Source organism: Streptomyces sp. NPDC090077, from assembly GCF_044747545.1.
In the GTDB taxonomy this organism is placed as follows: domain Bacteria; phylum Actinomycetota; class Actinomycetes; order Streptomycetales; family Streptomycetaceae; genus Streptomyces.
Genome location: NZ_JBIVEG010000008.1, coordinates 111,965 through 134,785, shown reverse-complemented (window position 1 = coordinate 134,785; position 22,821 = coordinate 111,965). Strand labels below are relative to the sequence as shown.

Below are 22,821 nucleotides of genomic sequence, written 5' to 3'. Positions count from 1 at the left end.
GCCCCCGTCTCGTCGCGCGGGCGGTGCCGGGAGGCCCGCCGCCCGGCGGGGGGGGGGGGGGGCCGCCCCCGCCCCCCCCCCCCCGCCCGGGGGGGGGGGGGGGGGGGCGGCGCACGACGACCTGAGCGCGGCCAAATCCGGTGGAGGCCCGGGCCCCGGATACCTAGAGTGACCTGGCACCCCGTCACCCGAGCCGGAGCCCGTCATGCGCACGCACTACCCCCGCACCGCACACCTGCCGTGGTCCCCCGGGGCCACGTCGGACGACGTGCGCGCCGGCGGTACGTCGGCGCTGGCCGGGCGCGAGGTGGTGGTCACCGAGAAGCTCGACGGGGAGAACACCACCCTGTACGCGGACGGACTGCACGCCCGCTCCCTCGACTCCGCCCACCACCCCTCCCGCGCCTGGGTCAAGGCCCTCCAGGGCCGCATCGGCGCGCGGATACCCGCCGGCTGGCGGGTGTGCGGGGAGAACCTCTACGCCCGCCACTCGCTCGCCTACGGGGAACTCGACAGCTGGTTCTACGGGTTCTCGGTGTGGGACGGCGACCACTGCCTCGACTGGGACCGCACGCTGCGCTTCCTCGGCCGGCTCGGCGTCCCCGCACCCCGCGTCCTGTGGCGCGGGGTCTACGACGAGCGGGCCCTGCGCCGGCTGCGGATCGACACCGCCCGCCAGGAGGGCTACGTCGTGCGCACGACGGCCGGCTTCGACCGCGCGGACTTCGGGCGGTACGTGGCCAAGTGGGTGCGGGGCGGGCACGTGCAGACCGACACGCACTGGATGTACGCACCCGTCGTGCCCAACGGGCTCGGCCCGGCCGCTGCGCTGTGGGCGGTCCGCTCCGGCTCCGCACCGGACCCGGACGGACTGCTCGCCGCGCTCGGGACACCGGAACCGGCCGACGCGGTCGCGGAGCGGGCCGTCGCCGAGGTCACCGCCCGGCTCGACGGCGCCGGCCGCACCGGGGAGGCCCGGCTGGCCGGCGTCCTGGCCGCCGCCCTGCACCGGGAGCCCCGGGCCGCCCTCGGGGCGCGGCTCGCCGCGGGACCGCTCGGGATGCGGGCGGCGCGCCGCGTGGCCGACCTGGTCGGGCTGTACCCGGCGCTGCGGCGGCCGTTCCCGGAGGAGGAGCGGCGGGCCGGGCTGGTGCGGATGGCCGCGGCCGCCGACCTCGGGGTGCTGCACGCGCTGGCCGCGGGGCTCCCGGCGACGGCCGGGGAGCTGGAGTGCGCCGAGTGGTCGGCGCTGTGCGCCGAGGAGGCCGGCCTGCTCGGCCCGGACCCGCTCGGCGGGCTGCGGGCCGGGCTGCGCGGGGCCCTCGACGGGCTGGACGCGGACGCCGCCGACCGCTGCTGGGCCGAGGCCCGCGAGGCGTTCGGGCGGGGTTCGCTCACCACGGCCGAGGAGGCGGTGGCCGCCACCTGGCGCTGGCGCGACGGGTCGGCGTACCCCCGCCTGGTCCAGCTGTGCGGGCCCTCGGGCAGCGGGAAGAGCACCTACGCGCGGAACCTGCCCGGGGTGGACGCGTACGTCTCCCTCGACGACCTGCGCGAGGCCCGGGGTTCCCGCGCCGACCAGCGCGCCAATCCGGAGGTGCTGCGCGAGGGCCTGGAACGGCTGGACCGGGCCCTGGCCGCCGGGGGCACGGTGGTGTGGGACGCCACCTCCCTGACGGAGCAGCAGCGCGGCCTGGCCGGCGCGGTCGCGCGGCGCCGGGACGCGCTGGTCACCCGGGTGGTGGCGCTGGTCGGCGAGGCGGAGCTGGTCCGGCGCAACGCCGTGCGCCCGCATCCCGTACCGGAGGCCGTGCTGGCCGCGCAGCTGCGGCGGTTCAGCCCGCCGTACCCCGGCGGGGCGCACCGCACCCGGTACGTCGGGGCGGCCGGCACGGTCGAGGACACGACGGGCTCCCTCCGGGACGCCGACGAGGGGGACGACGTCTGATGCGCACCAGCGAGCAGCTCTACCACCAGGTCCGCTGGGACCCCCGGTTCGACCCGGCGCGGTTCACCCTCGGCCTGCTCCAGCGCGGGGCCGCGCCCAAGCGGGTACCGCTGCCCTCCTTCGTGCCCGGGGGCGACATCCCCTGGCACCGGGTGCTGTTCGTCGAGGCCGACGGGGAGCTGGTGTGGGACCGGGCCACCGGCGTCGACCGGATCGACTCCACGCACGCCGGGCGGGTGCGGGAGCAGCGGAGGCTGGGCGCCCCGTTCTTCACCGCCCGGACCCCGCACGCCTGGGACCCGGCGGCGGGCGGCTGGCGGCCCGTGCAGGCCGGGCCGGCCGCGCACCCTCCGGCGAGCGTGCGGCTGCTGACCTGGAACACCCTGTGGGACCGGTACGACGCCCCGCGCATCGCCACCGCCCGGCGCAGGCCGATGCTCCTGGCGGACCTGGCGGTGGCCGACGCCGACGTGATCGCCCTCCAGGAGGTCGAACCGGCGCTGCTCGCCATGCTGCTGGCCGAGCCGTGGGTGCGGGACCGCTACGCCCTGGGCACCGATCCGCGGGGGACGGACGTGGCGGACCACGGGCTGCTGCTGCTCAGCCGGCTGCCCGTGCGGGAGGCGGGGCTGCACGCGCTGCGCCCGCACAAGGCGGTCACCGCCGTCACCGTGGACACCGCGGGCGGCCCGCTGGTCGTCGCCGCGACGCACCTGACCAGCGACCACACCGAGAACGGGGCCGGCCGGCGGACGGAGGAACTCGCACGCCTCGCCGAGGGACTGGGCGGGACCGACGCCCCGGTCGCGCTGCTCGGCGACTTCAACGACGGCCGCTCCGGGGCCGCGGGACCGGCCGCCGCGCTGGGGCTGCGGGACGCGTGGACCGAGGTGCACGGGCCGGCGGACGACACCCCGACCTTCGACCCGGTGGCCAACCCGCTGGCGGCGGTGGGCTCGCTGACGGGGCGGGCGGCCCGGCTGGACCGGATCCTGCTGCGCCCCCCGGCCGGCGCCCGGGTGCGGTCGGCGCGGCTGCGCGGGCACGTGCCGGGGCCCGACGGGCTGTTCGTCTCCGACCACTTCGGGGTGGAGGCCACCGTGGAGTGCCCGGCCCCGGACGCCGCGGCGGAGGCGGGGGCCGTGCGGTGCGGGGTGCCGGCGACGGCCCGGACGGCCGTGGCGTGGCTGGCCCCGGAGGACCCGGTGGTCGGGGAGCTGCGCCGGGCGCACGACCCGGCGGAGGGCCGCTGGCCGGCGCACGTGAACCTGCTCTTCGGCTTCGTGCCGGAGTCCTCCTTCGGGGAGGCCCTGCCCCTGCTGGCGGAGGCCGCGGCGGGCACCGCGCCGTTCACCGCCCGGCTGGCGGGGGTGCACTCCTTCGGGCACCGGGACGACGCCACGCTCTGGCTGGACCCGGCGGCGGGCCCCGGCGGTGACGCGCCCTGGCAGGAGCTGCGCCGTGCCCTGGCCGACCGGTTCCCGGGCTGCCGGGGGCGCGCGGAGGGCTGGACCCCGCACCTGACGCTGGGCCGCAGCGCGGACCCGCGGCGGGCGGAGCGGGAGTTCGCCGGGCGGCTCGGGCCGGGCGGGCGCACGGCCCGGGTCGGGGAGCTGGCGGTGCTGTCGCGGCGCGGGGACGGGCCGATGCGGGTGCGGGCGGTGGTGGAGCTGGGGACCGGCGCGGTGCGGCTGCCCCGGCCGGAGGCTCCGGCGGCGCCCGCCGAAGTGCCGGGTGCCGCCGAGGAGGTGGCTGCGCGGATCGCGGCGGCGCTTCCCGGAGCGCTGGTGCGCACGGCGGGTTCGCGCCGCATGGGCTGCGCACTGCCGGGGGCCGATCTGGACCTGGTGGCCGTACTGCCCGGCCCGGCGGACGCCGCCGGGGTGCGGGCGCGGGTGGCGGCCGCACTGCCGCAGGCGCGGCGGCTGCGGGAGGTGAGGGGCGCCCGGGTGCCGGGGCTGCGGCTGCACGCGTCCGGGCTGGCGGTGGACCTGGTGCTGGTCGGGGCCGGGGCGCTGGACCCGGCGCGGGCCCTGGCCCGGCGGGCGGAGCTGGGCGAAGCGGCGGCGGTGGCGCTGAGCGCGCTCGACGACGCCGACGCGGTACGGGAGTCCGTGGGCGCCGAGCGGGCCGCCTTCGCCGGGCTGGCGCGGGAGGTCAAGGCCTGGGCGCGGGCCCGCGGGCTGGACTCGGCGCCCTTCGGGGGGCTGCCGGGGCTCGCCTGGGCGGTCCTCGCGGCGCGGACGGTCCGGGAGGCCGTGGACCGCTCCCCCGCCGCGCTGCGGCGGGAGTTCTTCGGGACGTGGGCCGCCTGGGACTGGAGCGAGCCGGTGTCCCTGCTCCCGTCGGACGGGGCGGGGCGCTCCGCGGACCCGGTCTCGGTCCTGACCCCGGCCGCGCCGGTGCGGAGCTGCACCGCGCAGGTGGGGCCCGGGATGCGGGACCTGCTGGTCCGGGAGCTGTACCGGGCGTGGGAGGCGCTGGAGGGGAATCCGGAGGACCTCGGCCGGGTGACGGCGTCGCCGCCGCTGCACCGGCGGCACGCGGCATGGGCGGTGGTGACCGTACGGGCCGGTGCGGCCGGGGAGTTCGAGGAGCGGCTGGGCCGGGCGCGGGGCCGGATGCGGGCCCTGCTGGCCGGGCTCCCGGACGCGCACGCCTGGCCCCGCCCGTTCGAGCGGACCGCCACCCTGGCCCGCTTCGCGGTGGGCCTGGGCCCGACCCCGCCGGACGCCGCCGCCCTGTCGGCCCTGGCCGGGCCCTGGGCGGCGGCCCTGCCGGGGGTGGAGGTCGCGTGGGCGGCGTCGGGCGAGGTCCCGGACCTGCCCTGAGGGCTGCCCGCCCGGTCCTCACACCTCGATGACGATCTTGCCCGCGGTGTGGCCCTCCTGGTTGAGGGCGAAGGCCGCCGCGAGTTCGGCGAGGGGGAAGGTCTCGGCGACCGTGACCTCCAGGCGGCCCTCGTCGGCGAGGCGGCCCAGCGCCGCGAGGTCCGCGGGGTCGGGGCGGACCCAGATCCACTGGCCGCCGGCCCCCAGGACCGTGTGGTCGGCGATGGAGGCGTGCCGGCCGCCCTCGGCGAGGACGGCGCGGGTGACGTCGAGGACGCCCCCGACGAAGTCGGCGACCACGGTGACGCCGTCGGGGGCGAGGGCGCGGACGCGTTCCGTCAGGCCGTCCCCGTAGGCCACCGGTTCGCACCCGAGGCCGCGCAGCCGGTCGTGGTTGCGCGGGGAGGCGGTGCCGATGACCCGGGCGCCGAGGGAGCGGGCGATCTGGACGCCGAGGGAGCCGACGCCGCCCGCCGCCCCGTGGACGAGGACCGTGTCGGCCCCGCCGGTGCCGAGGCGGGTGAGCAGCTGGTGGGCGGTGAGGCCGGCCAGCGGCAGGCCCGCCGCCTGCCGCCAGTCGAGCGAGACGGGTTTGACCGCGAGGCAGCGCACGGGGACGCTGACGAACTCGGCGAAGGTACCGCCGTGCACCCAGTCCTTGCGGGCGTACCCCATGACCTCGTCACCCACCGCGAACTCGGGGGCGTCGATGCCCACGCGCTCGACGGTCCCAGCCACGTCCCAGCCCGGGACGACGGGGAACACGGTGTCCATGAGGCCGTCGAGGCCGCCGGCCATGATCTTCCAGTCGACGGGGTTGACCCCCGCGCAGCGCACCCGGACGAGGACCTCGCCGGGGGCGACCTTGGGCACGGGCAGCCGGGTCTCGGCGAGCACCTCCGTCCCGCCGTACGCCCCGTACGCCATGGCCCGCATGGTGCCTTCGGTGTCCTGCGACATGGATGCGGCCTCTCCGTCGACCCGAACCGGTGGAAATCGCCCCTTCTCCATCCCATCACGGAAGGGCGCCCCCGCCGCTGACCGCAACGCCGCCCGGCCGGGCCGGGCGGCGTTGCGGGACCGTGCGGGGCCGGGCGGGGCCGGGTCACTCGTACTCGGTGCCGCCCTTGCGCGTCAGGTAGGCCGGGCTGACCGCCTTGGCGATGGCCCGCCCGCCGGTCACGGGGCTGTACCGCTCGGCCGCGGGCCGGATGACGACCCCCTCGCGCAGGTGCAGGCCCCGCCCGGACACGGTCTCCCGGCCGCTGGCCAGCTCCAGTACCGCGTCCAGGGCGTACGGGCCCTCGAAGAGCCGCGGCACCAGCGGGAGTTCGCCGTCGGGGAACACCTCCCCGGGGTCCAGCCAGTGCACCCGGCCGTCGATCTCGGCGGACACGTCGAAGACGGCGTATCCGGGCGGGGCGTCGGCCGTCGCGGCCGCGACCCCGTACGCCAGGTCCTGCACCCCGGCCCCGTAGACCTCGCCGAAGACGCCGACGCGGCTCGCGCCGAGCCGTTCGGCCAGCCGGGCCGCGGCCTGCGCCACGCCGTGCCCGCGCACCGCGCGCCAGTAGACGTTGCGCTCCTCCTCCTTGAGGGCCAGCCCCTTGGCGCCGACCCCCTTGGAGGAGACCAGGACCCGCCCCTCCCCGGCCACCCAGGTCAGCAGGCAGGCCGTGCCGTGGAGCTTCTCCGTCAGGACGACGGGCTCCCCCTCCTCGAAGATCCCCGGGTAGCGCTGGAGGTTCTCGATGTCCACCCAGGGCAGCAGGTCGGGGGCCGCCTCGACCTCGCCGGCCATCGTCGTGGGGACGGGCGGCGACCATTTGACGATGCCCAGGGCCTCCGCGAAGTCGGTGCCCTCCTTGGCCGCGAGGTGCAGGTCCACGCCGTCCAGGGCCCGGGGCCGGCAGACCAGGCCCTGCGAGAGCTCGCCGCGCAGCCGGACCGCCTTGACCCGGTCCCTGGCGCTTCCGGCCAGCCTCCCCGTCAGTCCCAGCTCCTCGATCAACGGGGCCGGGAGGACCGCCTGTTCGGGTATGTAGAGGGCCAGGTCGCCGGTGCGGTAGGCGCCCTTGGCGACGACGGCGCGGTACAGGCCCACCTGGGCCAGCTCCAGGGCGTCGGCGTTCGGGTGGTCGTGGACGGTCAGCTCTTCGACGGTGACACGCAGGGTGGACATCGGCGCCTCCTGGGACTCGGGACGGGTGTGCAGTTCCCGGCCACTCTCGGCTGCGCCATTTCCGCTGGTCCAGCGGATTCCGGGGTGTTAGCCTGCGCCGCGCGAGCGGCACCGGCCGTTCCCCGTAGGGAGGTTGGCATGTCACGGCGCCGGATCACGGTCGTCACCGGAGGCAGCCGCGGGATCGGCGCGGCGACGTGCGTGCGCCTCGCGGCCGAGGGGCACGACCTGGTGCTCGGCTACGTGCGCGACGAGGAGGCCGCGGAGGCCACCGCGGAGCGCGTACGGGCGGCGGGCGCGCGGTGCGTGACGGTGCGCGGCGACACCGCGCAGGAGGAGGCGGTGGAGCGCCTGTTCGACACCGCCCGGGCGGAACTGGGCCCGGTCACCGGGCTGGTGAACAACGCCGGGGTGACCGGCCCGCTGGGCCGGCTCGCCGACGCCCGGACCGAGGACCTGCGCCGGGTGGTGGAGGTGAACCTGCTCGGGTACCTGCTCTGCTGCCGGCGGGCCGCCCGGGACATGGCGGGGGCGGGCGGCGGGGCCATCGTGAACGTCTCCTCGGCCGCCGCGACGCTGGGCAGCCCCGGGGACTACGTCCACTACGCCGCCACGAAGGCGGCCGTCGACGCGCTCACCCTGGGCCTGTCGAAGGAGCTCGGCCCGGACCGCATCCGGGTCAACGGGGTCGCGCCGGGCATCGTGGAGACCGGCATGCACGCGGCGATGGGCGACCCCGACCGGCCCGCGAAGGCGGCCCCGGGGATCCCCCTGGGGCGCCCCGGGCAGCCGGAGGAGATCGCGGGGGCCGTCGCCTGGCTGCTGTCCGAGGACGCCTCCTACACGACGGGGACGGTGCTGCGGGTGGCCGGCGGGCGGTGACCCGGACGGGTCCGGACCGCTCCCCCGCCGGGCGGCTCAGCCGAAGGCCGCCCGGGTGGCCGGGCCGTAGACACCGCTCGGGTCGCCCTTGATGTCCCGGTCCCGCTGGAGCTGCGCGACGCCGCGCTTGGTCTGCCCGTCGTAGACCCCGGTCACCCGTACGTACGTGAACCCCTGCCCGTACAGCCGCTCCTGGAGGGCGCTGACCTCGGCCCCCTTGTCCCCCGGGCGCAGCGTCCCGGAGGAGCCCGGCTGCTTCGCGGGCTTGTCCGGGGTCGCCGGGCCCGTGGCGGGCTTCGCCGAGGACGGGGGCGCGGAGGGGGACCGGGTGGCGGCGGCCGAGGGCTTCGCGGTGGCCGCCTGGTTGCGGATCTCGGCGTCCCCGGCGCCCGGACTGCGGGCGGGCAGTGCGGGCAGGGCCAGGTCGGGGCGGGCCGAGGCCTGCGGGGGCTCCGGTTCGGGCCCGCTCGTCAGCAACGCCAGCGTGCCCGCCCCGGCGAGCGCCAGCAGTGCGAGGGCGGCCACCGGCAGGCGGCTCCGCCGCCGATCGGGGGCGGGCTCGTACGGGTACGCGTACGCGGGCGCACCGGCAGCCGGTCCGGCCGGGGGCACGGGCGCGGGCGGCACGGCCGGCAGGGGCTGCGTCGTCTCCGCGGTCGGCTCCGGGAAGGCCTGCTCCGGGAAGTCCGGCCCCGGGAAGGGCGGCTCGGACGGCCAGGCCGGGTACGCCGGGCCGGACGGCCCCTCGGGGGCGGCGACGTAGGGGCGTACGAAGTGGCGGTCTCCGGGCTCGGGCCCGTTCTCATCGGGGTGTGGGGACACGGTTGTCTCCGGGCGCGGACGGGGGCCGGTGCGGCGGTGCGGAACCGGCCCCCCTCCAGCCGGTCAGGCCCTGCGCCGCCGGGCGACGAGGGCCGTGCCCGCCCCCGGAGCCGGCAGGGTCAGCGGGGCGCGGGCGGATATCGGCATGTGGAATTTCTCCGAAGTGCGGCTCGTTCGGTGGCTCTTGAGCGGACTCTTTCCGTCCGCGCCCGCTTCGTCAAGCCGGGTGTCCGTTCCGCCCGATCCATCCTTTCTGCTCCGGCGTCGGGTCGGCGACCGGAGAGGCGGAAGGGGCGGGGGCGGCCGACGGGGCGGAGCCGGCCGGCCGGTGGTCCGGGACCCCGCCGGAGGGGTCCCGGTCGCGTTCCCGGCGGGCGGTGCGGGAGGTGACCGCCACCGTCACGGCGGCCGCCAGCATCAGGGCGGCGCCGGTGAGCGGGGCGGCCGGCACGGAGACCCCGTCCACCGCCAGTCCGCCGGCGAGGGCGCCCGCGGCGATGGCGAAGTTGAACATGGCCACCATCAGGGAGGAGGCGGCCTCGGCGGCCCGTGGCGCGGCCTGGAGCATCCAGCGCTGGAGGCTGACGGAGACCCCGCCGTAGAACAGGCCCCAGACCAGCAGCAGCACGGTCCCGGCGGCTGCTCCGGGCACGACGGCGATCAGCGCCAGTACGGCGGTGAGGGTGGCGCTGACGGCGAGCAGGGTGCGCCGGGCCTCGCGCGGCCCGGCCAGGAAGTTGCCCGCGACCCCGGCGAGGCCGTAGCCGAGGAGCAGGGTGCTGACCTGGCCGGAACCGACGCCGGAGACGTCCCGCAGGACGGGCCGCACGAAGGTGTAGGCGGCGAACTGGCCGGTCACCACCAGGAAGGTGACGACGACTCCGGCCCGCACCCCGCGGTTGCGGCGCAGCAGGGCAGGCAGTTCGCGGAAGGTGACGGGCCCTGACGGGGGCAGCGGGGGGAGCAGCAGGAGCAGGGCGGCGGCGGTGAGGGCCCCGAGGACGCCGACGGCACCGAAGGCGGTGCGCCAGCCGCCGAGTTCGCCGAGGAGGGTGCCGGCGGGGACGCCGAGCACGGAGGCGGTCGGGACGCCGCCGAAGATCAGGGCCGTGGCCCGGCCGACGTGGTGCGCGGGGACCAGCCGGGCGGCGAGCCCGCCCGCGATGGCCCAGAAGCCGCCGACGCTGATGCCGACGAGCAGCCGGGCGGCCAGGACCACAGTGAAGTCGGGGGCGAAGGCGGCGGCGAGGTTGGCGGCGGCCATCAGGGCGGTCAGCGCGCAGAGCACGTGCCGCCGGTCCGTCCGGGCGGCGCCGACGGTGACGAGGGGCGCGCAGAAGCCGGCGACGAGCCCGGGGACGGTGACCATCAGCCCCGCGGTGCCGTCGGAGACCCCGAGCGCGGCGCCGACGGGGGTGAGCAGCCCGATGGGCAGCAGTTCGGAGGTGATCAGGCAGAAGATGCCCAGGGAGACGGCGGCCACGGCCGCCCATCCCCGCAGGGCTCCGCGCCCGGGGGCGGGTGTCGGGGGCGAGGCCGGGGTGGGTTCGGGAACGCTGGACGCGGCGGGTTCGGTCATGCTCGGCACTCCGTACGGCAGGCGGGCGGTCGGTCGGGCCCGGACGGGGTCCGGGGTGAGGGGCGCGGCTGCACCGGACCCCGGGGGTCGCGCCTCCCCCGTCGCCCGCACTGCCCTGCCGTGCCGCTCGCGTTCCCGCCCATTCTGCGACCGCCGGGGGCGTTTCCGGCCGCCCCCCGAAGGATCGATTCGGCAACACCCGGCCCCGTTCACCGCTCCACCCGGCCCCGCTTCCCCCGTCACCCGGACGCGTGAGACCCCGGGTCCGCGCGGCCCCGGACTACGGCATGGTGGGGGGATGCAGTTACGCCGGGCCGCCCTGCCCCTCTCCCTCCTCGCGCTCCTCGCGAGCGCCGGCTGCGTGTCCGTGGGCCCCGAGTCCGGCGGCCCGGGCCCGGCACGGGGCTCCGTACCGCCCGTGGACGCGCCGGACACCCCCGAGGCCCCCGGCTCCCCGGACGCCACCGCCGCGCGCCACGCCCACGGTCCGCCGCCGGAGCCCGCGCTGCCGCTGGGCGAGCTCCCGGAGCCCGGGGCGGCGGCACCCGCGGCCCCGGAGCCGGCGCCGCGGGTGCCGCCGCCCGTCCGCCGGGCCCGGCCGCCCGCGCAGCGGCCGGTGAAGCCCGTCGCGCCCCGGCGCGCGCGGCCCCCCGCCCCGCCCGCCCCGCGGGCGCCGCGGGTACCGCGCGGCGAGGAGCTGTGCGAGGCGGCGGAGGGGGCGGTCCCGCCGTCGATCGTGGACCTGTGCGTGCGCCAGTACGGCCGCTGACCGCGCCCGGGGACGGTGCAGACTTGACCCTCACACCGTGTCAGGCCGTGCACTGGGAGACGTCATGTTCACCATCGGAGACTTCGCCAAACACGGCCGGGTGTCGGTCCGCATGCTGCGTCACTACGACGCGCTCGGACTGCTGCGCCCGGCACGTGTGGACCCCGTGACCGGGTACCGCTCGTACGAGGCCGGCCAGTTGGCCCGCCTCAACCGCGTCATCGCCCTCAAGGAGCTCGGCTTCAGCCTGGAACAGGTGGGGGCGGTGCTCGACGAGAAGGTCGGCACGGAGGAGCTGCGCGGGATGCTGCGGCTGCGCCGGGCGGAACTGGAGACCGCCGCCGCAGAGGCGGCGGCCCGCCTGGTCCAGGTCGAGACGAGGCTCCGGACCATCGAGAGCGAGGGAATCATGCCCATGGACGAGATCGTCGTGAAGAGCCTGCCGCCGGTAAGGCTGGCCGAACTGTCCGGGGTCGCCGCGAGCTTCGCCCCGCAGGACATCGGGCCGGTCATCGGCCCGTTGTACGAGGACCTGTGCCGCCGGATCGAAGCCGCCGGGGTCGTTCCGACCGGTCCGGGCCTGGCCTACTACGAGGAGGCTCCGGGCGGCGAGCCCGGAGCGGTCCTGGTGCACGCCGGGCTCCCGGTGGCGTCGGCGGTCCTCGCCGAGCACCTCGGGGCCGGGGTGCGGATCGTCGAACTGCCCGGGGTCGAGCGGGCGGCGACCGTGGTGCACCGGGGCGCGATGGACGGCGTACTGCCGGTGGCGCAGGCCCTGGCCCGGTGGATCGACGCGAACGGCCACCGCTCGGCGGGCCACGCCCGTGAACTGACCCTGGCCTGCCCGGAGGACCCGGACCAGTGGGTCACCGAGCTCCAGGAGCCGCTGGCCTCCTGAGGGCGCGGCCGCGGTCGCGGACGGCCGCGCAGCGCCGGGCGGTGCCGCGGCGGGCCGTCCGCAGCCGGCGCACCGCGCCGTGCCCGCGCCGGCTCCACTCGGCGCCGGGCAGCCCGGCGCGCTGGCCGCCGCCGGTGATCAGGGCGTTGACGGGGGCGTGCGGGTCGGCGGCGACGCCCTTGGCGATCAGCACGCCGACGACGAGCGGGACCAGCGCGACCGCGAGCGCCGAGCCGGCGGCGCTCACGTGCCCGAGGCGCGGGCGGGGGGTTGCGGGTGCCGAGGTGTCCATGCCGTCATTCCAGCAGCGGGGGCCCCGCCGGGGATCGGGGCGGATACTCAGTCCGTCGGACGCGGGGTACTCAGACGGTGGAGGGCGCGGTGGTGGCGGAACCCCGGGGAGGGGGCTTCGAGCCCGCGACCGGTGACGGGCCGGAGCCGTCCGGGGCGGGGAGGGCGGCCGAGGTGCGCACGGCGTACGAGGGGCTGCTGGCGATCCGCCGGCTGCTGGCCGGGGGCGTCGCCGACCCGGCCCCGTGGGAGCTGCGGCTGGTGCCGCGCGCGGTGGCCCTCGTCCTGGAGGCCGCCGGTTTCCCGCCGTCGGCGGTGGACGCCGGGGGCCGGCGCACCCGGACCGGGTACCGGGTGGCGGCCGGCGCGGAAGGGGCGGAGGTCACCTGGACCGGGGCGCCGGGCGGCGGCGCCGCCGGGGAGGAGCAGGAGCGCCTGAAGGCCTGTGCGGCCGAACTGGAACGCCACGGCTGGGAGTGCCTCCTCTACCGCGGCCCCCGCGGCCGCCGCTTCCTGGAGGTCGGGGCCCCCGGCGGGAGCACCGCCGGGGGCCGTCGGTGACAATGCCGCCATGAACCGCCACGTCAGCACCGCGATCTCGGCCCTCGGGGTCCTCGCCTGTGCCCTGCTGCTCGCCGGAGCCCTGCGCGACCACCGGGCCGGCGGGTCGCCGCTGTGGGTCGCGGCGGGTGCGTCGCTCCTGCTGGGCGCGGTCCTCGCCCTCGTGCGGGACGTCCGGCGCGGACGCCGGCGGGCCTCCGCCTGACCGGCGGAGGCCCGCGGGGGTGCCGTCAGCGGCCGGCGACGGGGTCCCGGTGGCGCAGCAGGCGCAGCGCGTTGGCGACGACGACCAGGGTGGATCCCTCGTGGACCAGGACGGCCGGGCCGATGCCCAGGCCGAGCGCGGTGGCCGGGACGAGCACGGCGACGATGCCCAGGCTCAGCCACAGGTTCTGCCGGATGATGCGGCTCGCGCGGCGGCTGAGGCCGGTGATGAAGGGGAGGCGGCGGAGGTCGTCGGACATCAGGGCGATGTCGGCCGTCTCCAGGGCCACCGCCGAGCCGGCCGCGCCCATGGCCACTCCGACGGTGGCGCCGGCCATGGCGGGGGCGTCGTTGACCCCGTCGCCGATCATGGCCGTACGGCCGGTGCGGCGCAGCCGGGCCACCTCGGTGACCTTGTCCTGCGGCATCAGACCGCCGAGGGCCTCGTCCATGCCGACCTCGCGGGCCACGGCGTCGGCCACCCGCTGGTCGTCCCCGGAGAGCATCACGGTCCGGGTCACCCCGAGCGCGCGCAGGGCGGCGACCGTCTCGGCGGCCTCGGGGCGGGGGGCGTCCATCAGGCCCAGGGTGCCGAGCCAGCGGTCGCCCCGGCGGACGAGCATCGTGGTGCGGCCGGTCCGGGCCAGTTCCTCCGTGCGCTCGCGCAGGGCGGGCGGTACGGGCGGGCCGGTGAGGGTGTCGGCGTAGGAGAGGCTGCCGATGTGGACGGCCTCGCCGTCGAGTTCGGCGCTGACCCCGCGGCCGATGACGGCGCGGAGGTTGACGGCCTCGGGTGCCCCGGCCCCGGCGGGGGCGTCCGCCAGCAGGGCCGGGGCGTCCCGTACGACGGCCTGGGCGAGGGGGTGGTCGCTGAGGCGCTGGGTGGCGAGGGCGGTGCGCAGCAGTTCCTCGCGGCCGGCTCCGTCGGCGGCCAGGGCCTCGGTGAGGCGGGGGCGGCCCTCGGTGAGGGTGCCGGTCTTGTCGAAGGCGAGGGTGCTCAGGCGGCCGAACTCCTCCAGCGGCGCCCCGCCCTTGACCAGCACGCCGCCGCGGGCGGCGCGGCCGACGGCGCTGAGGACGGCGGCCGGGGTGGCGATGGCGAGGGCGCACGGGCTGGCGGCGACGAGGACGGCCATGGCGCGGTAGAAGGTGTCGGTGAAGGGCTCGCCGGTGAGGGCGCCGAAGCCCAGCAGGGCGGCGACGAGGACGAGGACCCCGGGGACGAAGACCTTCTGGAAGCGGTCGGTGAACCGCTGGGTGGGCGAGGTGCGCTCCTCGGCGTCCTGGACCATCCGGACCACGCGGGCGAGGGTGTTGTCGGCGGCGAGCCGGGTGACGACGACGTCGAGGGAGCCGGAGCCGTTGACGGTGCCGGCGTAGACGCGGCTGCCCGGGTCGGCGCCGGCGGGGTCGGCGAGGGCGGCGGCGGGGTCGGCCACCGGGGTCTTGTCGGCGGGGACGCTCTCGCCGGTGATCGGCGACTGGTCGACGCTGCTGCTCCCGGCGGCGACGAATCCGTCGGCCGGAACCCGGGTGTGCGGGCGGACCAGGACGGTGTCACCGACGGCCAGCTCCTCGACGGGCACCTCGACGGGGTCCGCGGTGCCGCGCCGGACGAGGGCGGTACGGGGTGCGAGGGCGCCCAGGGCCTCGATGGAGCGCCGGGCGCGGCCCATGGCGTACTCCTCCAGGGCGTGGCCGAGGCTGAAGAGGACCAGGAGGACGGCGCCCTCCTCCCAGCGGCCGATCGCGGCGGCTCCGGCCGCGGCGACGAGCATCAGGAAGTCGACCTGGAAGCGGCCCTCGCGCAGGGTGGCGACGGCTTCGCGGAGGGTGAAGAACCCGCCGAAGACGTAGGCGGCCACGAAGAGCGCCTGGGCGGCGGGGCCGCCGTTGCCGGTCAGCTGGAGGGTCAGTCCGGTGAGGTAGACGGTGAGGGCGAGCAGGGCGCTGACCAGCTCCGCGCGCTCTCCGGCCTTCTTCGCCACGCCGCGCATGACGTCACGCATCACGTCGTTCATGACATCAATATATCAGGACATCGAAATATGTAGACGTGTGTACGTCCTGATCTGCGGATCTAAGCTGGCCCCCATGGAACCAGCCGTGGAACCCACGCTCACCGAGCCCGACGCGGCGGCGGTCGCCGAGGTCATGCAGGGCCTCGCCTCACCCGCCCGGATCCGCATCCTGGCCCGGCTGCTGCAGGCGCCCTGCTCCGTCGGGGAGCTGGCCGAGGCCCTCGGCCTCGGCCAGCCCACCGTCTCCAACCACCTGCGCCTGCTGCGCCACCTCGACCTGGTGGCCGGCCGGCGCGACGGGCGCAGCGTGGTCTACGAGCTGCACGACGAGCACGTCACCGCCCTGCTGCGGCAGGTGCTGGAGCACGTCCACCACGGACGCCGGGCCTAACCGGTGCCCTCCGGCTACGGGGCCCCGAAGGTCAGCCGCAGCTGGGGCGTCCCCTCGTTCGCGGCGGCCTCGGAGGACCACAGCCACAGGGCGTCGGTCCCGCTGCCGGTCAGTGCCAGGCCGTAGGAGCCGCCCAGGGCGCCCGCGACGGCGGCCGCGTCCAGCCCCGCGGTGTGGACCGCCGTGCCGTCCGGGATCCCGGGGAAGCTCCCCAGCACCGGGGCACCCGTGCCCGGACGGTTGTTGTAGGTGGTGCCGCCCTCCGACCAGGACCCGGTGACGGGGACGACCGAGACGGTGTCGGCGGTGCCGGCGCCGGCCATGGTGCTGGTCTTCAGGCTCAGCGCGGCCGCCTTGAGGACCTTCCCGGCCGGTGCGGCGGGCAGGTCGAAGCGCAGGTAGCTCGTGTACAGCGGGGTGCCGCGCACGGCGAGGGAGCCGGAGGTCCCGTAGTTCGAGGCCGGGGCGCCCGCGTTGGCGTACGTGTCCTCGGCCGCGGTGAGCGTGACGACCTGGTCCGCCGGGGCGGAGGCCAGGGTGAAGTGGTCCCGCACCTGCGCCGCGCTCAGGACGCGGGGGTAGACGGCGGTCTCGTCCAGCCGGCCCGCCCAGTGCTCGCTGTCCGGACGGTCCGGCCAGCCGCCGAGGCCGTCGAAGCCGGTGCGCCAGTAGCCCGCGAAGTCCTCGTGGGTGGTGACGGCCAGGGTGCCCTGCTGCACGCCGTCCACGTACAGGGCCATCCCCCCGGGGCCCTGGGTGGCGACGACGTGGTGCCACCTGTCGTCGTTGTAGGCGGCGGGGGTGGTGATGGTGCGGGTGGCTCCGGTGTAGACGCCGTAGACCAGCCGGCCGTCGTTGGTCATGTAGACGTGCTTGTCGTACCGGCTGCTGCCGCCCGTCTGCTGACTGCCGAAGCCGACGAGCTTGCCGCCCCGCGTGGTGCCCGTCCTGAACCAGGTCTCGATGCTGTAGGCGCTGCCCACGGTCTGCCGGCGGTCACCGTACACGTGCGCGTCCGTGCCGTTGAAGCCGATCGCGGTGCTCGCGCCGCCCACCGCGCCCGGCGACTGGCGCAGGGCCGCGCCGCCCTGGTGCACGCCCGCCTCGTTCCCGGCGGCCGAGGAGTCCGCGGCGTAGGGCGTGACCGGGTCGTCGTAGCGCCAGTACAGCTGGGCGCCGTCCGCGCGGACCCGGCTCGGGTAGGCCTCGGCCGAGACCGGTACCGTCACGCTCGCCGGGGCCGACGGGGCGCTGGTGTTGCCCGCCGCGTCGGTGGCCGTGACCCGGTACGTGTACGTCTGGCCGGCCTGGGCCGTGGTGTCCGTCCAGGAGGCCTGCGGCCGCTTGAAGAAGAGGGAGTCGGCGGTCACCGTCCCGACCGGGGTGGCGGAGCCGTTGCGGTGGATCCGGTAGGTAAGCGCGCTGTCGTCCAGGTCGAGGCTGGTGCGCCAGCGCACCTGGACCCCGCCCGGCCCGAACGCCGCGGCGCTCGCGAGGGGAACCGTGGGCGCGCCCGTGTCGTTCGTCGAGGAGAAGCGCGTCAGGCTCTGCTGCGCCGCCCCGTTGACGGTGGTGAACTCCCCGCCGACCCACAGGTGGGGGACGCCCGCCTTGGTGCCGACGGCCAGCACGCGCGGGCCGATGCCCTCTCCGATGCCGTCGTTGGTGTCGGGGGACCAGCCCAGCTTGCCGGTGCCCGTGGTCGGCTGCCCCAGCAGGTGGTGGCGCTGCCCGTCGGGGAACTCGCCGACGCCGGAGCAGTCGTGCGCGTGCGAGGCGCTGTAGAGCACGTTCCGGTAGGGCAGGACGGCTTGGGTGGCGCCGAGGCAGGTGTCGCGCCAGCGCTGTCCGAAGCCGGCCAGGTCGAGGGCGATGCGGCCGTCGAAGACCCCTCCGCCGGTGCCCTCGTTGGCGGTGTAGAAGCCCGTCGCGTCGGTGGCGATGTCCTTGACCACCGAGTTGGTCTCGATGAAGCCGGGGTAGGACCTGGTGAGGGCGCCGCTGGCGGCGTCGACGACGGCCAGCGCGTGCGTGTCCGTCCCGTTCAGCGTGAAGAAGTCGCCGCCGAGCAGGACGTTCTTCCCGTCCGGGGTGACCTCGACGGCGCGGCCCGGCTCGTCCGCGTCGGCCCGGAAGGGCCGCAGCGCGCCGTCGGCGGTGGCGACGGCGGCGAAGCGCTGCCGCGGCTGCCCCCCGACGGTGAGGAAGTCGCCGCCCGCGTAGACGGTGTCGCCGGTGACGGCGATGGCCCGTACGGTGGCCGCGAAGGAGGGCCGGAAGGACGTCTTCACGGTGCAGGTAGCCACGTCCACCGCCGCGATGCTGGAGACCGGGGTGCCGTTGACGGCCCCGAAGTAGCCCCCCGCGTACAGGGTCTTCCGGTCCGGCGAGACGGTCAGCGCCCGGACGGTGGCGGTGCCGGAGGCGACGGTGAAGGACAGCTCGCACGAGGTGGGGGCGCCGGTCGCCGCGTCGAACGCGGCGAAGTTGACCGCCTGGCGTTCGGCGCCGCCCGCCCCGGCGGGCGGGCGCACGGCGGAGAAGGTGCCGCCGGCGAAGACGGTGCCGCCCGCTTCGGCCAGGGCCCAGACGACCCCGTTGGGCTGCCAGGTGGGCAGTGGGTCGGCGGTGAAGGCCACGGGCGGGGTGACGGCCGCCGCCTCCGGGGCGAGGCCGAGGCCGACGACCCCGCCGGCGCCGGCCAGTGACAGGGCGAGAGCGGCCGCCAGGACCTTGGATCTGCGCATGGACCCCCCAGTTCTTCGTACGTCCGTACGGGCGCACCCTAGGGCGGATCTCCGTGCCGGTCACCACACTTGACCCATCGGTTGCCGAACGCCCCGGGTGTGGCCGGGCCGTCGCCTACGCTGCCCCCATGATCGTTTCAACTGAACCCGTCCGCCTGGTGATATTCGACTGCGACGGAGTGCTCGTCGACAGCGAGCCCCTGGCGGCCCGCGTGCAGGTGGCCCTCGGTGCCGAGCTGGGCTGGCCGATGACCGAGGCCGAGGTCGTCGAACGCTTCGTGGGCCGCTCCGCCGCGTCCGTGCGGGAGCAGATCGCGGCCCGGCTGGGGGACGAGACCGCCCGGGAGTGGGACGAGCGCTTCGCCGTGCTGCACGCCGAGGCGGTGGACGCGGGGCTCCGGCCGGTCGAGGGGCTGCCCGAGGCCCTCGACCGGATCTCCCTGGCGACCTGCGTCGCCTCCAGCGGCTCCCACGAGAAGATGCGGCACACCCTCGGCCGCACGGGTCTGTACGAGCGTTTCGCCGGCCGCATCCACAGCGCCACCGAGGTGCCGCGGGGCAAGCCCGCCCCGGACGTCTTCCTCTACGCGGCCCGGCGGATGGGCGTCGAACCGGCGGCGTGCGTGGTGGTCGAGGACAGCGTCCCGGGGGTCCGGGCCGCGCGCGCGGCCGGCATGCGCTCGCTCGGCTACGCGGGCGGGCTCACCCCGGCGGCCGCGCTCGCGGGGCCGGGCACGGTGGTCTTCACCGACATGGGCGAGCTCCCCGCGCTGCTGGAGGGCATGGCCTGAGCCGCCCGCGGCCCTCAGGGCAGCGGGCGGCACAGCAGGGCCGCCGGTGAGGGGCGCGAGCCGACCCTGGTGGTGAAGGCGATGCCCGCCGCGTACTCGGAGGACGCGCACTGCCCCTTGTAGTGGCCCCGGGCGAAGTCGCCGCCGCCCGCTCCGGCCGGGCGGTTGTCGCCCCGGTCGAACCAGACGGTCCGGCCGGCGCCCGCCGGGAGGGCGGTCCGGGCCGGGGCGCACAGGGCCGCCGAGACGCGCTCGCCGCGCAGGCTGTACCCGATCAGGAACTGCTGCGCCGGGCACTGGAGTTTCGTGTAGCCGGTGGCCCAGTCCCCGCCGGGCGGTACGTACGCCTCGTCGCGGACCACGGTGTGGCCGCCCTCCGGGGCCCGGAGGTCCGAGGTGCTGCACAGGCCGCGCCCGCCGGTGTGGCCGAGGCCGGCCAGCCGAGCGCCGTCCGGGCAGACGGCCTTGCGGGCACCGGCGTCCCAGTCCCCGGCCGCCCGGGTGCGCAGGGAGGCGTTGTGGTCCCGGTGGTCGGTGCTGAGCTGGTACCAGGCCGGGGTGGCGGGGACGGGCCCGCTGCGGCCGGGAGTGGTGGCCAGGGCGGTCCAGGGGGTGGTGCGCCAGTCGGCGGTGTCGAGGACTCCGGTGCGCCGGCCGGCGGAGTCGTAGCGCAGCAGCGCCCAGCTGTCGCCGCCCGGGGCGCCCTGGGCGGTGGTGCTCCAGCCGACGAGCGGCCAGTAGGCGAAGTCGGCGTCGGAGGCGGTCAGGTACCTGGTGAGGTTCTGGAACCAGGCGCGCGGCGCGGTGCCCGTCTCGTCCGCTCCGATGCCGAACTCGCTGATCCAGACGGGGGCGGTGAAGTGGGTGCCGGTCTCGGCGGAGACGAAGAAGGCCTGGTCGTAGAGGGTCTGTTCGAGCTGGGCCCGGCTCATGTCCTGGTAGCGCGGGTCGTGGGTCTCGCCGAGGCCGGTCGCGCCGCTGTGGCGGGGGCCGGTGTACCCGTAGAAGTGGGCCGAGTACACCAGCTTGCCGGAGACGGCCAGGGTGTGCGAGAGGGTGCGCACCGGGGTGAGGGTGGGCCGCTCGTGGGGGAACCCGTCGAGGGGGATGCCGGTCCAGTTGATGCCCTCGACGACGACGAGCAGGTCCGGGTTGGCCTCGGTGAGGATCCGGTCGGCGGCCTCTTGGGAGGCGGCCTGCCAGTCGTGGCCGTCGCCGAGGCCCCAGTTGGGGTCGTCCCAGGTGTCGCGTCGGACCTCGTTGTAGAGGTCGGCCCCGACCACGCGCGGGTTGTCCCGGTAGCGGCGGGCGACGGACACCCAGTCGTCGGCCCACTGGGCGGTGGAACGGCCGCTGTTCCAGCGTTCGTTGCCGTCGAGGCCGCAGCACCAGCGGGTGGTGCCGGTGTGGTTGTTGAGGATGACGGCGAACCCGGCGTCGGTCAGCGCGGCCACGACGGCGTCGAACACCTGGAGCGGGGTGCGGCCCCGCAGGGCCGGGTTGGCGGCGACGGCCGCGTCCGGAACGGGGGTGGTGGTGTGCAGCATCTCGTTGGAGAAGGGCAGCCGGATGCTGTTGAGCCCGAGGGCCCGGAAGTCCGCGAGCAGGGTGGGGACCGGGACCCGGTCGAGGCCGAGCGGGATGCCGTGCGCGTCCTGACCGCTGTGGTGGGTGGCGGGGTCGGTGCGGTCGCCGGAGCCGTTCCAGGAGCCCTGGGCGCCGTCCCAGTTGCCGGAGCGCAACCGGAAGCGCTCGCCGCGGGCGTCGACGATGTAGCGGCCCCGGGTGGAGAGCGGGGGCGCCCAGGAGGTGTCGGCCGCCGGGGCGGCCGGCCCGGGCGGGGGCGCGGCGGGGACGGCGGCGGCCGGCAGGGCTCCGCCCGCCAGGATCAGCACGCTCAGCAGCACCCGTACGAGGCTCTTCATGTCGCTCCCGCCCGCTCCGGCCGCCCGCTCCGGGCGGCTGCGGCGGACAAGTTACCGGCCGGTCGCACCAGGCGGAAGGCACACGGGCCGGCCCGGTGGATCCCCCGCCTGCGGAGGCGTCAATTCCGGCGCGCGCGGGCCATCCCCGTCCGCGCGTTCGCCCCGCCGAAAACGCCCCGCGCGCGGCCTTGCGCCTCTACCGTGCCCTGAGGGGCAGGGCCGGCAACGGGAGGGCGGGGCTGATGGACGACGACGAGGACATGCGGCTGGCGAGGATCACGCCGGAGATCTCCCGCCGCACCCTGGCGATGCTGCGCGGGCTCGCCGGACTGGAGCCGCCGGAGCAGGTGCCGGAGGACGCCATGACGGTCGCCGACGCGATCCTCGACGACCACGGCACGGACGGGCTGCGGGTGCTGGTCATGACGCTGGCTGCCTGGGCGACGGCGCAGATCGAGAACGTCGCCGAGCTGAGCGGCCGCAGCCACGAGGCGGTGCTCGACGCGATGGAGCTGGCCTGCCTGGAGGCCAACGCGGAGGACTAGGGGGTCTCTTCCGGATCATGCCGGGCCGGTGGCGCTCCTCCGGCTGCCGCGGGGAGGTGCGCCCCGGCCGCAGGCCGGTCCGGCCTGATCCGCCGGACACGGCCGGGTGCCCGCCTCCGGCGGAAGGGTTTCTTCCGCCCTCGGACGGGCGACGTTCCGGGACACCCCGGCCCGCCGCCCCGCCACCCTGGGTGGGCGGCGGGCGACTGACCGTTCCCGCACTCCGGCATGCCCGGATCCGGGCCCGGGTCGGCGACACTGGGGAGACCAGAGGCTTGTGGGGGGTCGTGATCGGAGGCCGTCGTGAGCACACCTTCCCCCATCAGGATCGCCGCCGTCCTGTCGGCCGAGCACCGCGGCCGGCTGATGTCGCACGCCCTTGAGGTCAACTTCCCCGAGGGCGCGCGGCTCTTCGACGAGGGCGGACCGGCGCGGACCTTCTGGATCGTGCGCTCCGGCACGGTCACCCTGGAGGTCCCGCTGCCCGGCCGCCGCTCCCCCGCGCCCGTCGAAAGCCTGGGCCCCGGGGAGCTCGTCGGCTGGTCGTGGCTGTTCCCGCCGTACGTGTGGCAGCTGAGCGCCGAGGCCATGACCCCCGTGCGCGCCTACGAGTTCGACGGGGCCGCCGTCCGGATGCTGATGGACGCCGACCCCGCCTTCGGCTCCGCGATCGGGCACTGGGTCGGACGGGTCCTCGCCGTCCGGCTCCAGCAGACCCGCACCCGGCTCCTCGACCTGTACTCCCCGCGGGCGGGGGCGGGCCGCTGAGGACACGCCCCAAACCTTCCGGGGAGGCGTGTTCGGCCGTTTCCCGGAATCCCTCCCGCACAGGTCACGGCGGCCCGGCACGGACGAGGCGGCTGCGGACTGCACTCATGCGCTCACGATCGGTGACGAGAAATGGCGGTACGAACGGGCGTTCCCGCTCCGCATCGGCAAGACTCCCGTCCGTTATCCGAAACGACGAGCCGAGGAGTGTTCGAAATGCGGTCCATCACCAGGAGTCTGGGACTGGCTTCCGGAGCAATGGCCCTCACCGCCCTCACCGCCCTGGCCGGGACCGGAGCCGCCGACGCGGCACCGGCCGGGACGCAGAGCCTGTACTCGCCGTCCGCGCTGGTGGTCAGCGTGACGGCCGGGGAGGACTCCGTCAACGGGACGGTGCTGCGCGCGGCCACGCTGGTGTGCGCGCCGAAGGCGGGCGGCACGCACCCCGCCCCGGCGAAGGCCTGCGCCGAACTCCGGGCCGCCGGGGCCTCGCTGGACGCCCTCGCCGCCCCCCGGCCGGACACCGCCTGCACCCGGGAGTGGAACCCGGTGACCGTCACCGCCGAGGGCGTGTGGCAGGGCCGCCGGCTGAGCTACACGTACACCTTCGGCAACCCCTGCGGGCTGCGCAGCACCACCGGTGCGCTCTTCGGCATCTAGCAGCAC

20 protein-coding genes are annotated in these 22,821 nt (G+C 76.8%); 12 read left to right on the top strand and 8 right to left on the bottom strand.

What is annotated here, in order from left to right; all coding sequences use genetic code 11:
* The first annotated feature begins 205 nt into the window (after positions 1–205).
* Complete coding sequence (locus ACIPW5_RS16210; RefSeq protein WP_401245094.1) at positions 206–1,948, top strand: RNA ligase family protein; 1,743 nt, start codon at positions 206–208, stop codon at positions 1,946–1,948.
* On the top strand, positions 1,948–4,779 hold the full coding sequence (locus ACIPW5_RS16205; protein ID WP_401245092.1) for a poly(A) polymerase: 2,832 nt from the start codon (positions 1,948–1,950) through the stop codon (positions 4,777–4,779). The genes ACIPW5_RS16210 and ACIPW5_RS16205 overlap by 1 nt, the downstream gene beginning before the upstream one ends.
* Before the next feature lie 18 nt (positions 4,780–4,797).
* On the opposite strand, the gene ACIPW5_RS16200 is transcribed toward ACIPW5_RS16205, so the two are convergent.
* Positions 4,798–5,715: an NADP-dependent oxidoreductase gene (locus ACIPW5_RS16200; RefSeq protein WP_401245358.1), complete on the bottom strand. Its 918-nt coding sequence runs from the start codon at positions 5,713–5,715 to the stop codon at positions 4,798–4,800.
* Positions 5,716–5,884: 169 nt separating this feature from the next.
* Complete coding sequence (locus ACIPW5_RS16195) at positions 5,885–6,961, bottom strand: RNA ligase (ATP) (RefSeq protein ID WP_401245090.1); 1,077 nt, start codon at positions 6,959–6,961, stop codon at positions 5,885–5,887.
* A 138-nt stretch (positions 6,962–7,099) separates the two neighbouring features.
* Between ACIPW5_RS16195 and ACIPW5_RS16190 the strand changes: the two genes are divergently transcribed.
* Positions 7,100–7,843 carry an SDR family NAD(P)-dependent oxidoreductase gene (locus tag ACIPW5_RS16190; RefSeq protein ID WP_401245088.1) on the top strand — a complete coding sequence of 248 codons (744 nt, stop codon included), beginning with the start codon at positions 7,100–7,102 and terminating at the stop codon, positions 7,841–7,843.
* Between the two features lie 36 nt (positions 7,844–7,879).
* Here ACIPW5_RS16190 and ACIPW5_RS16185 read toward each other — a convergent pair whose 3' ends face one another.
* A complete protein-coding gene (locus tag ACIPW5_RS16185; protein ID WP_401245086.1) occupies positions 7,880–8,665 on the bottom strand; it encodes a peptidoglycan-binding protein in 786 nt (261 codons plus the stop codon).
* A gap of 217 nt (positions 8,666–8,882) precedes the next feature.
* Positions 8,883–10,148, bottom strand: a complete 1,266-nt coding sequence (locus ACIPW5_RS16180; RefSeq protein WP_401245356.1) for an MFS transporter — start codon at positions 10,146–10,148, stop codon at positions 8,883–8,885.
* Positions 10,149–10,542: 394 nt separating this feature from the next.
* Between ACIPW5_RS16180 and ACIPW5_RS16175 the strand changes: the two genes are divergently transcribed.
* Entirely contained in the window at positions 10,543–11,013 is a 471-nt protein-coding gene (locus ACIPW5_RS16175) for a hypothetical protein (RefSeq protein ID WP_401245084.1), read from the top strand.
* Between the two features lie 64 nt (positions 11,014–11,077).
* On the top strand, positions 11,078–11,911 hold the full coding sequence (locus ACIPW5_RS16170) for a MerR family transcriptional regulator (protein ID WP_401245082.1): 834 nt from the start codon (positions 11,078–11,080) through the stop codon (positions 11,909–11,911).
* On the opposite strand, the gene ACIPW5_RS16165 is transcribed toward ACIPW5_RS16170, so the two are convergent.
* Positions 11,880–12,203 (bottom strand): hypothetical protein, encoded by a 324-nt coding sequence (locus ACIPW5_RS16165; protein ID WP_401245080.1) that lies wholly within the window; start codon positions 12,201–12,203, stop codon positions 11,880–11,882. The genes ACIPW5_RS16170 and ACIPW5_RS16165 overlap by 32 nt on opposite strands.
* 92 nt (positions 12,204–12,295) lie before the next feature.
* Between ACIPW5_RS16165 and ACIPW5_RS16160 the strand changes: the two genes are divergently transcribed.
* Together ACIPW5_RS16160 and ACIPW5_RS16155 are read left to right on the top strand one after the other, a co-directional pair.
* Entirely contained in the window at positions 12,296–12,763 is a 468-nt protein-coding gene (locus tag ACIPW5_RS16160; RefSeq protein WP_401245354.1) for a hypothetical protein, read from the top strand.
* Between the two features lie 10 nt (positions 12,764–12,773).
* Entirely contained in the window at positions 12,774–12,968 is a 195-nt protein-coding gene (locus ACIPW5_RS16155; RefSeq protein ID WP_401245078.1) for a hypothetical protein, read from the top strand.
* Positions 12,969–12,993: 25 nt separating this feature from the next.
* On the opposite strand, the gene ACIPW5_RS16150 is transcribed toward ACIPW5_RS16155, so the two are convergent.
* Positions 12,994–14,988, bottom strand: a complete 1,995-nt coding sequence (locus ACIPW5_RS16150; RefSeq protein ID WP_401245076.1) for a heavy metal translocating P-type ATPase — start codon at positions 14,986–14,988, stop codon at positions 12,994–12,996.
* Positions 14,989–15,061: 73 nt separating this feature from the next.
* Here ACIPW5_RS16150 and ACIPW5_RS16145 point away from each other — a divergent pair, with 73 nt between their 5' ends.
* A complete protein-coding gene (locus tag ACIPW5_RS16145; RefSeq protein ID WP_401245074.1) occupies positions 15,062–15,379 on the top strand; it encodes an ArsR/SmtB family transcription factor in 318 nt (105 codons plus the stop codon).
* A 14-nt stretch (positions 15,380–15,393) separates the two neighbouring features.
* Here the strand turns inward: ACIPW5_RS16145 and ACIPW5_RS16140 are convergent, their stop codons facing one another.
* Positions 15,394–18,126, bottom strand: a complete 2,733-nt coding sequence (locus ACIPW5_RS16140; RefSeq protein ID WP_401245072.1) for a DNRLRE domain-containing protein — start codon at positions 18,124–18,126, stop codon at positions 15,394–15,396.
* Positions 18,127–18,254: 128 nt separating this feature from the next.
* Here ACIPW5_RS16140 and ACIPW5_RS16135 point away from each other — a divergent pair, with 128 nt between their 5' ends.
* A complete protein-coding gene (locus ACIPW5_RS16135) occupies positions 18,255–18,917 on the top strand; it encodes an HAD family hydrolase (protein ID WP_401245070.1) in 663 nt (220 codons plus the stop codon).
* A gap of 14 nt (positions 18,918–18,931) precedes the next feature.
* Here ACIPW5_RS16135 and ACIPW5_RS16130 read toward each other — a convergent pair whose 3' ends face one another.
* Positions 18,932–20,842, bottom strand: coding sequence for a glycoside hydrolase family 5 protein (locus ACIPW5_RS16130; RefSeq protein ID WP_401245068.1), 1,911 nt, complete (start codon positions 20,840–20,842; stop codon positions 18,932–18,934).
* Between the two features lie 242 nt (positions 20,843–21,084).
* On the opposite strand from ACIPW5_RS16130, the gene ACIPW5_RS16125 reads away from it, so the two are divergent.
* The 3 genes from ACIPW5_RS16125 to ACIPW5_RS16115 all read left to right on the top strand — a co-directional run bounded on the left by ACIPW5_RS16125 (position 21,085) and on the right by ACIPW5_RS16115 (position 22,815).
* Complete coding sequence (locus ACIPW5_RS16125) at positions 21,085–21,387, top strand: hypothetical protein (protein ID WP_401245066.1); 303 nt, start codon at positions 21,085–21,087, stop codon at positions 21,385–21,387.
* A 303-nt stretch (positions 21,388–21,690) separates the two neighbouring features.
* On the top strand, positions 21,691–22,155 hold the full coding sequence (locus ACIPW5_RS16120) for a Crp/Fnr family transcriptional regulator (protein WP_401245064.1): 465 nt from the start codon (positions 21,691–21,693) through the stop codon (positions 22,153–22,155).
* A 216-nt stretch (positions 22,156–22,371) separates the two neighbouring features.
* The gene (locus tag ACIPW5_RS16115; protein WP_401245062.1) at positions 22,372–22,815 is read left to right on the top strand and encodes a subtilase-type protease inhibitor; all 444 of its coding nucleotides are present in this window, start codon (positions 22,372–22,374) and stop codon (positions 22,813–22,815) included.
* Positions 22,816–22,821: the final 6 nt, after the last annotated feature.

Excerpts from the sequence above, each read along its gene's own strand:
- ACIPW5_RS16210 (WP_401245094.1), top strand. The coding sequence starts at position 206 with ATGCGCACGCACTACCCCCGCACCGCACACCTGCCGTGGTCCCCCGGG.
- ACIPW5_RS16205 (WP_401245092.1), top strand. The coding sequence starts at position 1,948 with ATGCGCACCAGCGAGCAGCTCTACCACCAGGTCCGCTGGGACCCCCGG.
- ACIPW5_RS16200 (WP_401245358.1), bottom strand. The coding sequence starts at position 5,715 with ATGCGGGCCATGGCGTACGGGGCGTACGGCGGGACGGAGGTGCTCGCC.
- ACIPW5_RS16195 (WP_401245090.1), bottom strand. The coding sequence starts at position 6,961 with ATGTCCACCCTGCGTGTCACCGTCGAAGAGCTGACCGTCCACGACCAC.
- ACIPW5_RS16190 (WP_401245088.1), top strand. The coding sequence starts at position 7,100 with ATGTCACGGCGCCGGATCACGGTCGTCACCGGAGGCAGCCGCGGGATC.
- ACIPW5_RS16175 (WP_401245084.1), top strand. The coding sequence starts at position 10,543 with ATGCAGTTACGCCGGGCCGCCCTGCCCCTCTCCCTCCTCGCGCTCCTC.
- ACIPW5_RS16170 (WP_401245082.1), top strand. The coding sequence starts at position 11,078 with ATGTTCACCATCGGAGACTTCGCCAAACACGGCCGGGTGTCGGTCCGC.
- ACIPW5_RS16165 (WP_401245080.1), bottom strand. The coding sequence starts at position 12,203 with ATGGACACCTCGGCACCCGCAACCCCCCGCCCGCGCCTCGGGCACGTG.
- ACIPW5_RS16155 (WP_401245078.1), top strand. The coding sequence starts at position 12,774 with ATGAACCGCCACGTCAGCACCGCGATCTCGGCCCTCGGGGTCCTCGCC.
- ACIPW5_RS16150 (WP_401245076.1), bottom strand. The coding sequence starts at position 14,988 with ATGAACGACGTGATGCGTGACGTCATGCGCGGCGTGGCGAAGAAGGCC.
- ACIPW5_RS16145 (WP_401245074.1), top strand. The coding sequence starts at position 15,062 with ATGGAACCAGCCGTGGAACCCACGCTCACCGAGCCCGACGCGGCGGCG.
- ACIPW5_RS16140 (WP_401245072.1), bottom strand. The coding sequence starts at position 18,126 with ATGCGCAGATCCAAGGTCCTGGCGGCCGCTCTCGCCCTGTCACTGGCC.
- ACIPW5_RS16135 (WP_401245070.1), top strand. The coding sequence starts at position 18,255 with ATGATCGTTTCAACTGAACCCGTCCGCCTGGTGATATTCGACTGCGAC.
- ACIPW5_RS16130 (WP_401245068.1), bottom strand. The coding sequence starts at position 20,842 with ATGAAGAGCCTCGTACGGGTGCTGCTGAGCGTGCTGATCCTGGCGGGC.
- ACIPW5_RS16125 (WP_401245066.1), top strand. The coding sequence starts at position 21,085 with ATGGACGACGACGAGGACATGCGGCTGGCGAGGATCACGCCGGAGATC.
- ACIPW5_RS16115 (WP_401245062.1), top strand. The coding sequence starts at position 22,372 with ATGCGGTCCATCACCAGGAGTCTGGGACTGGCTTCCGGAGCAATGGCC.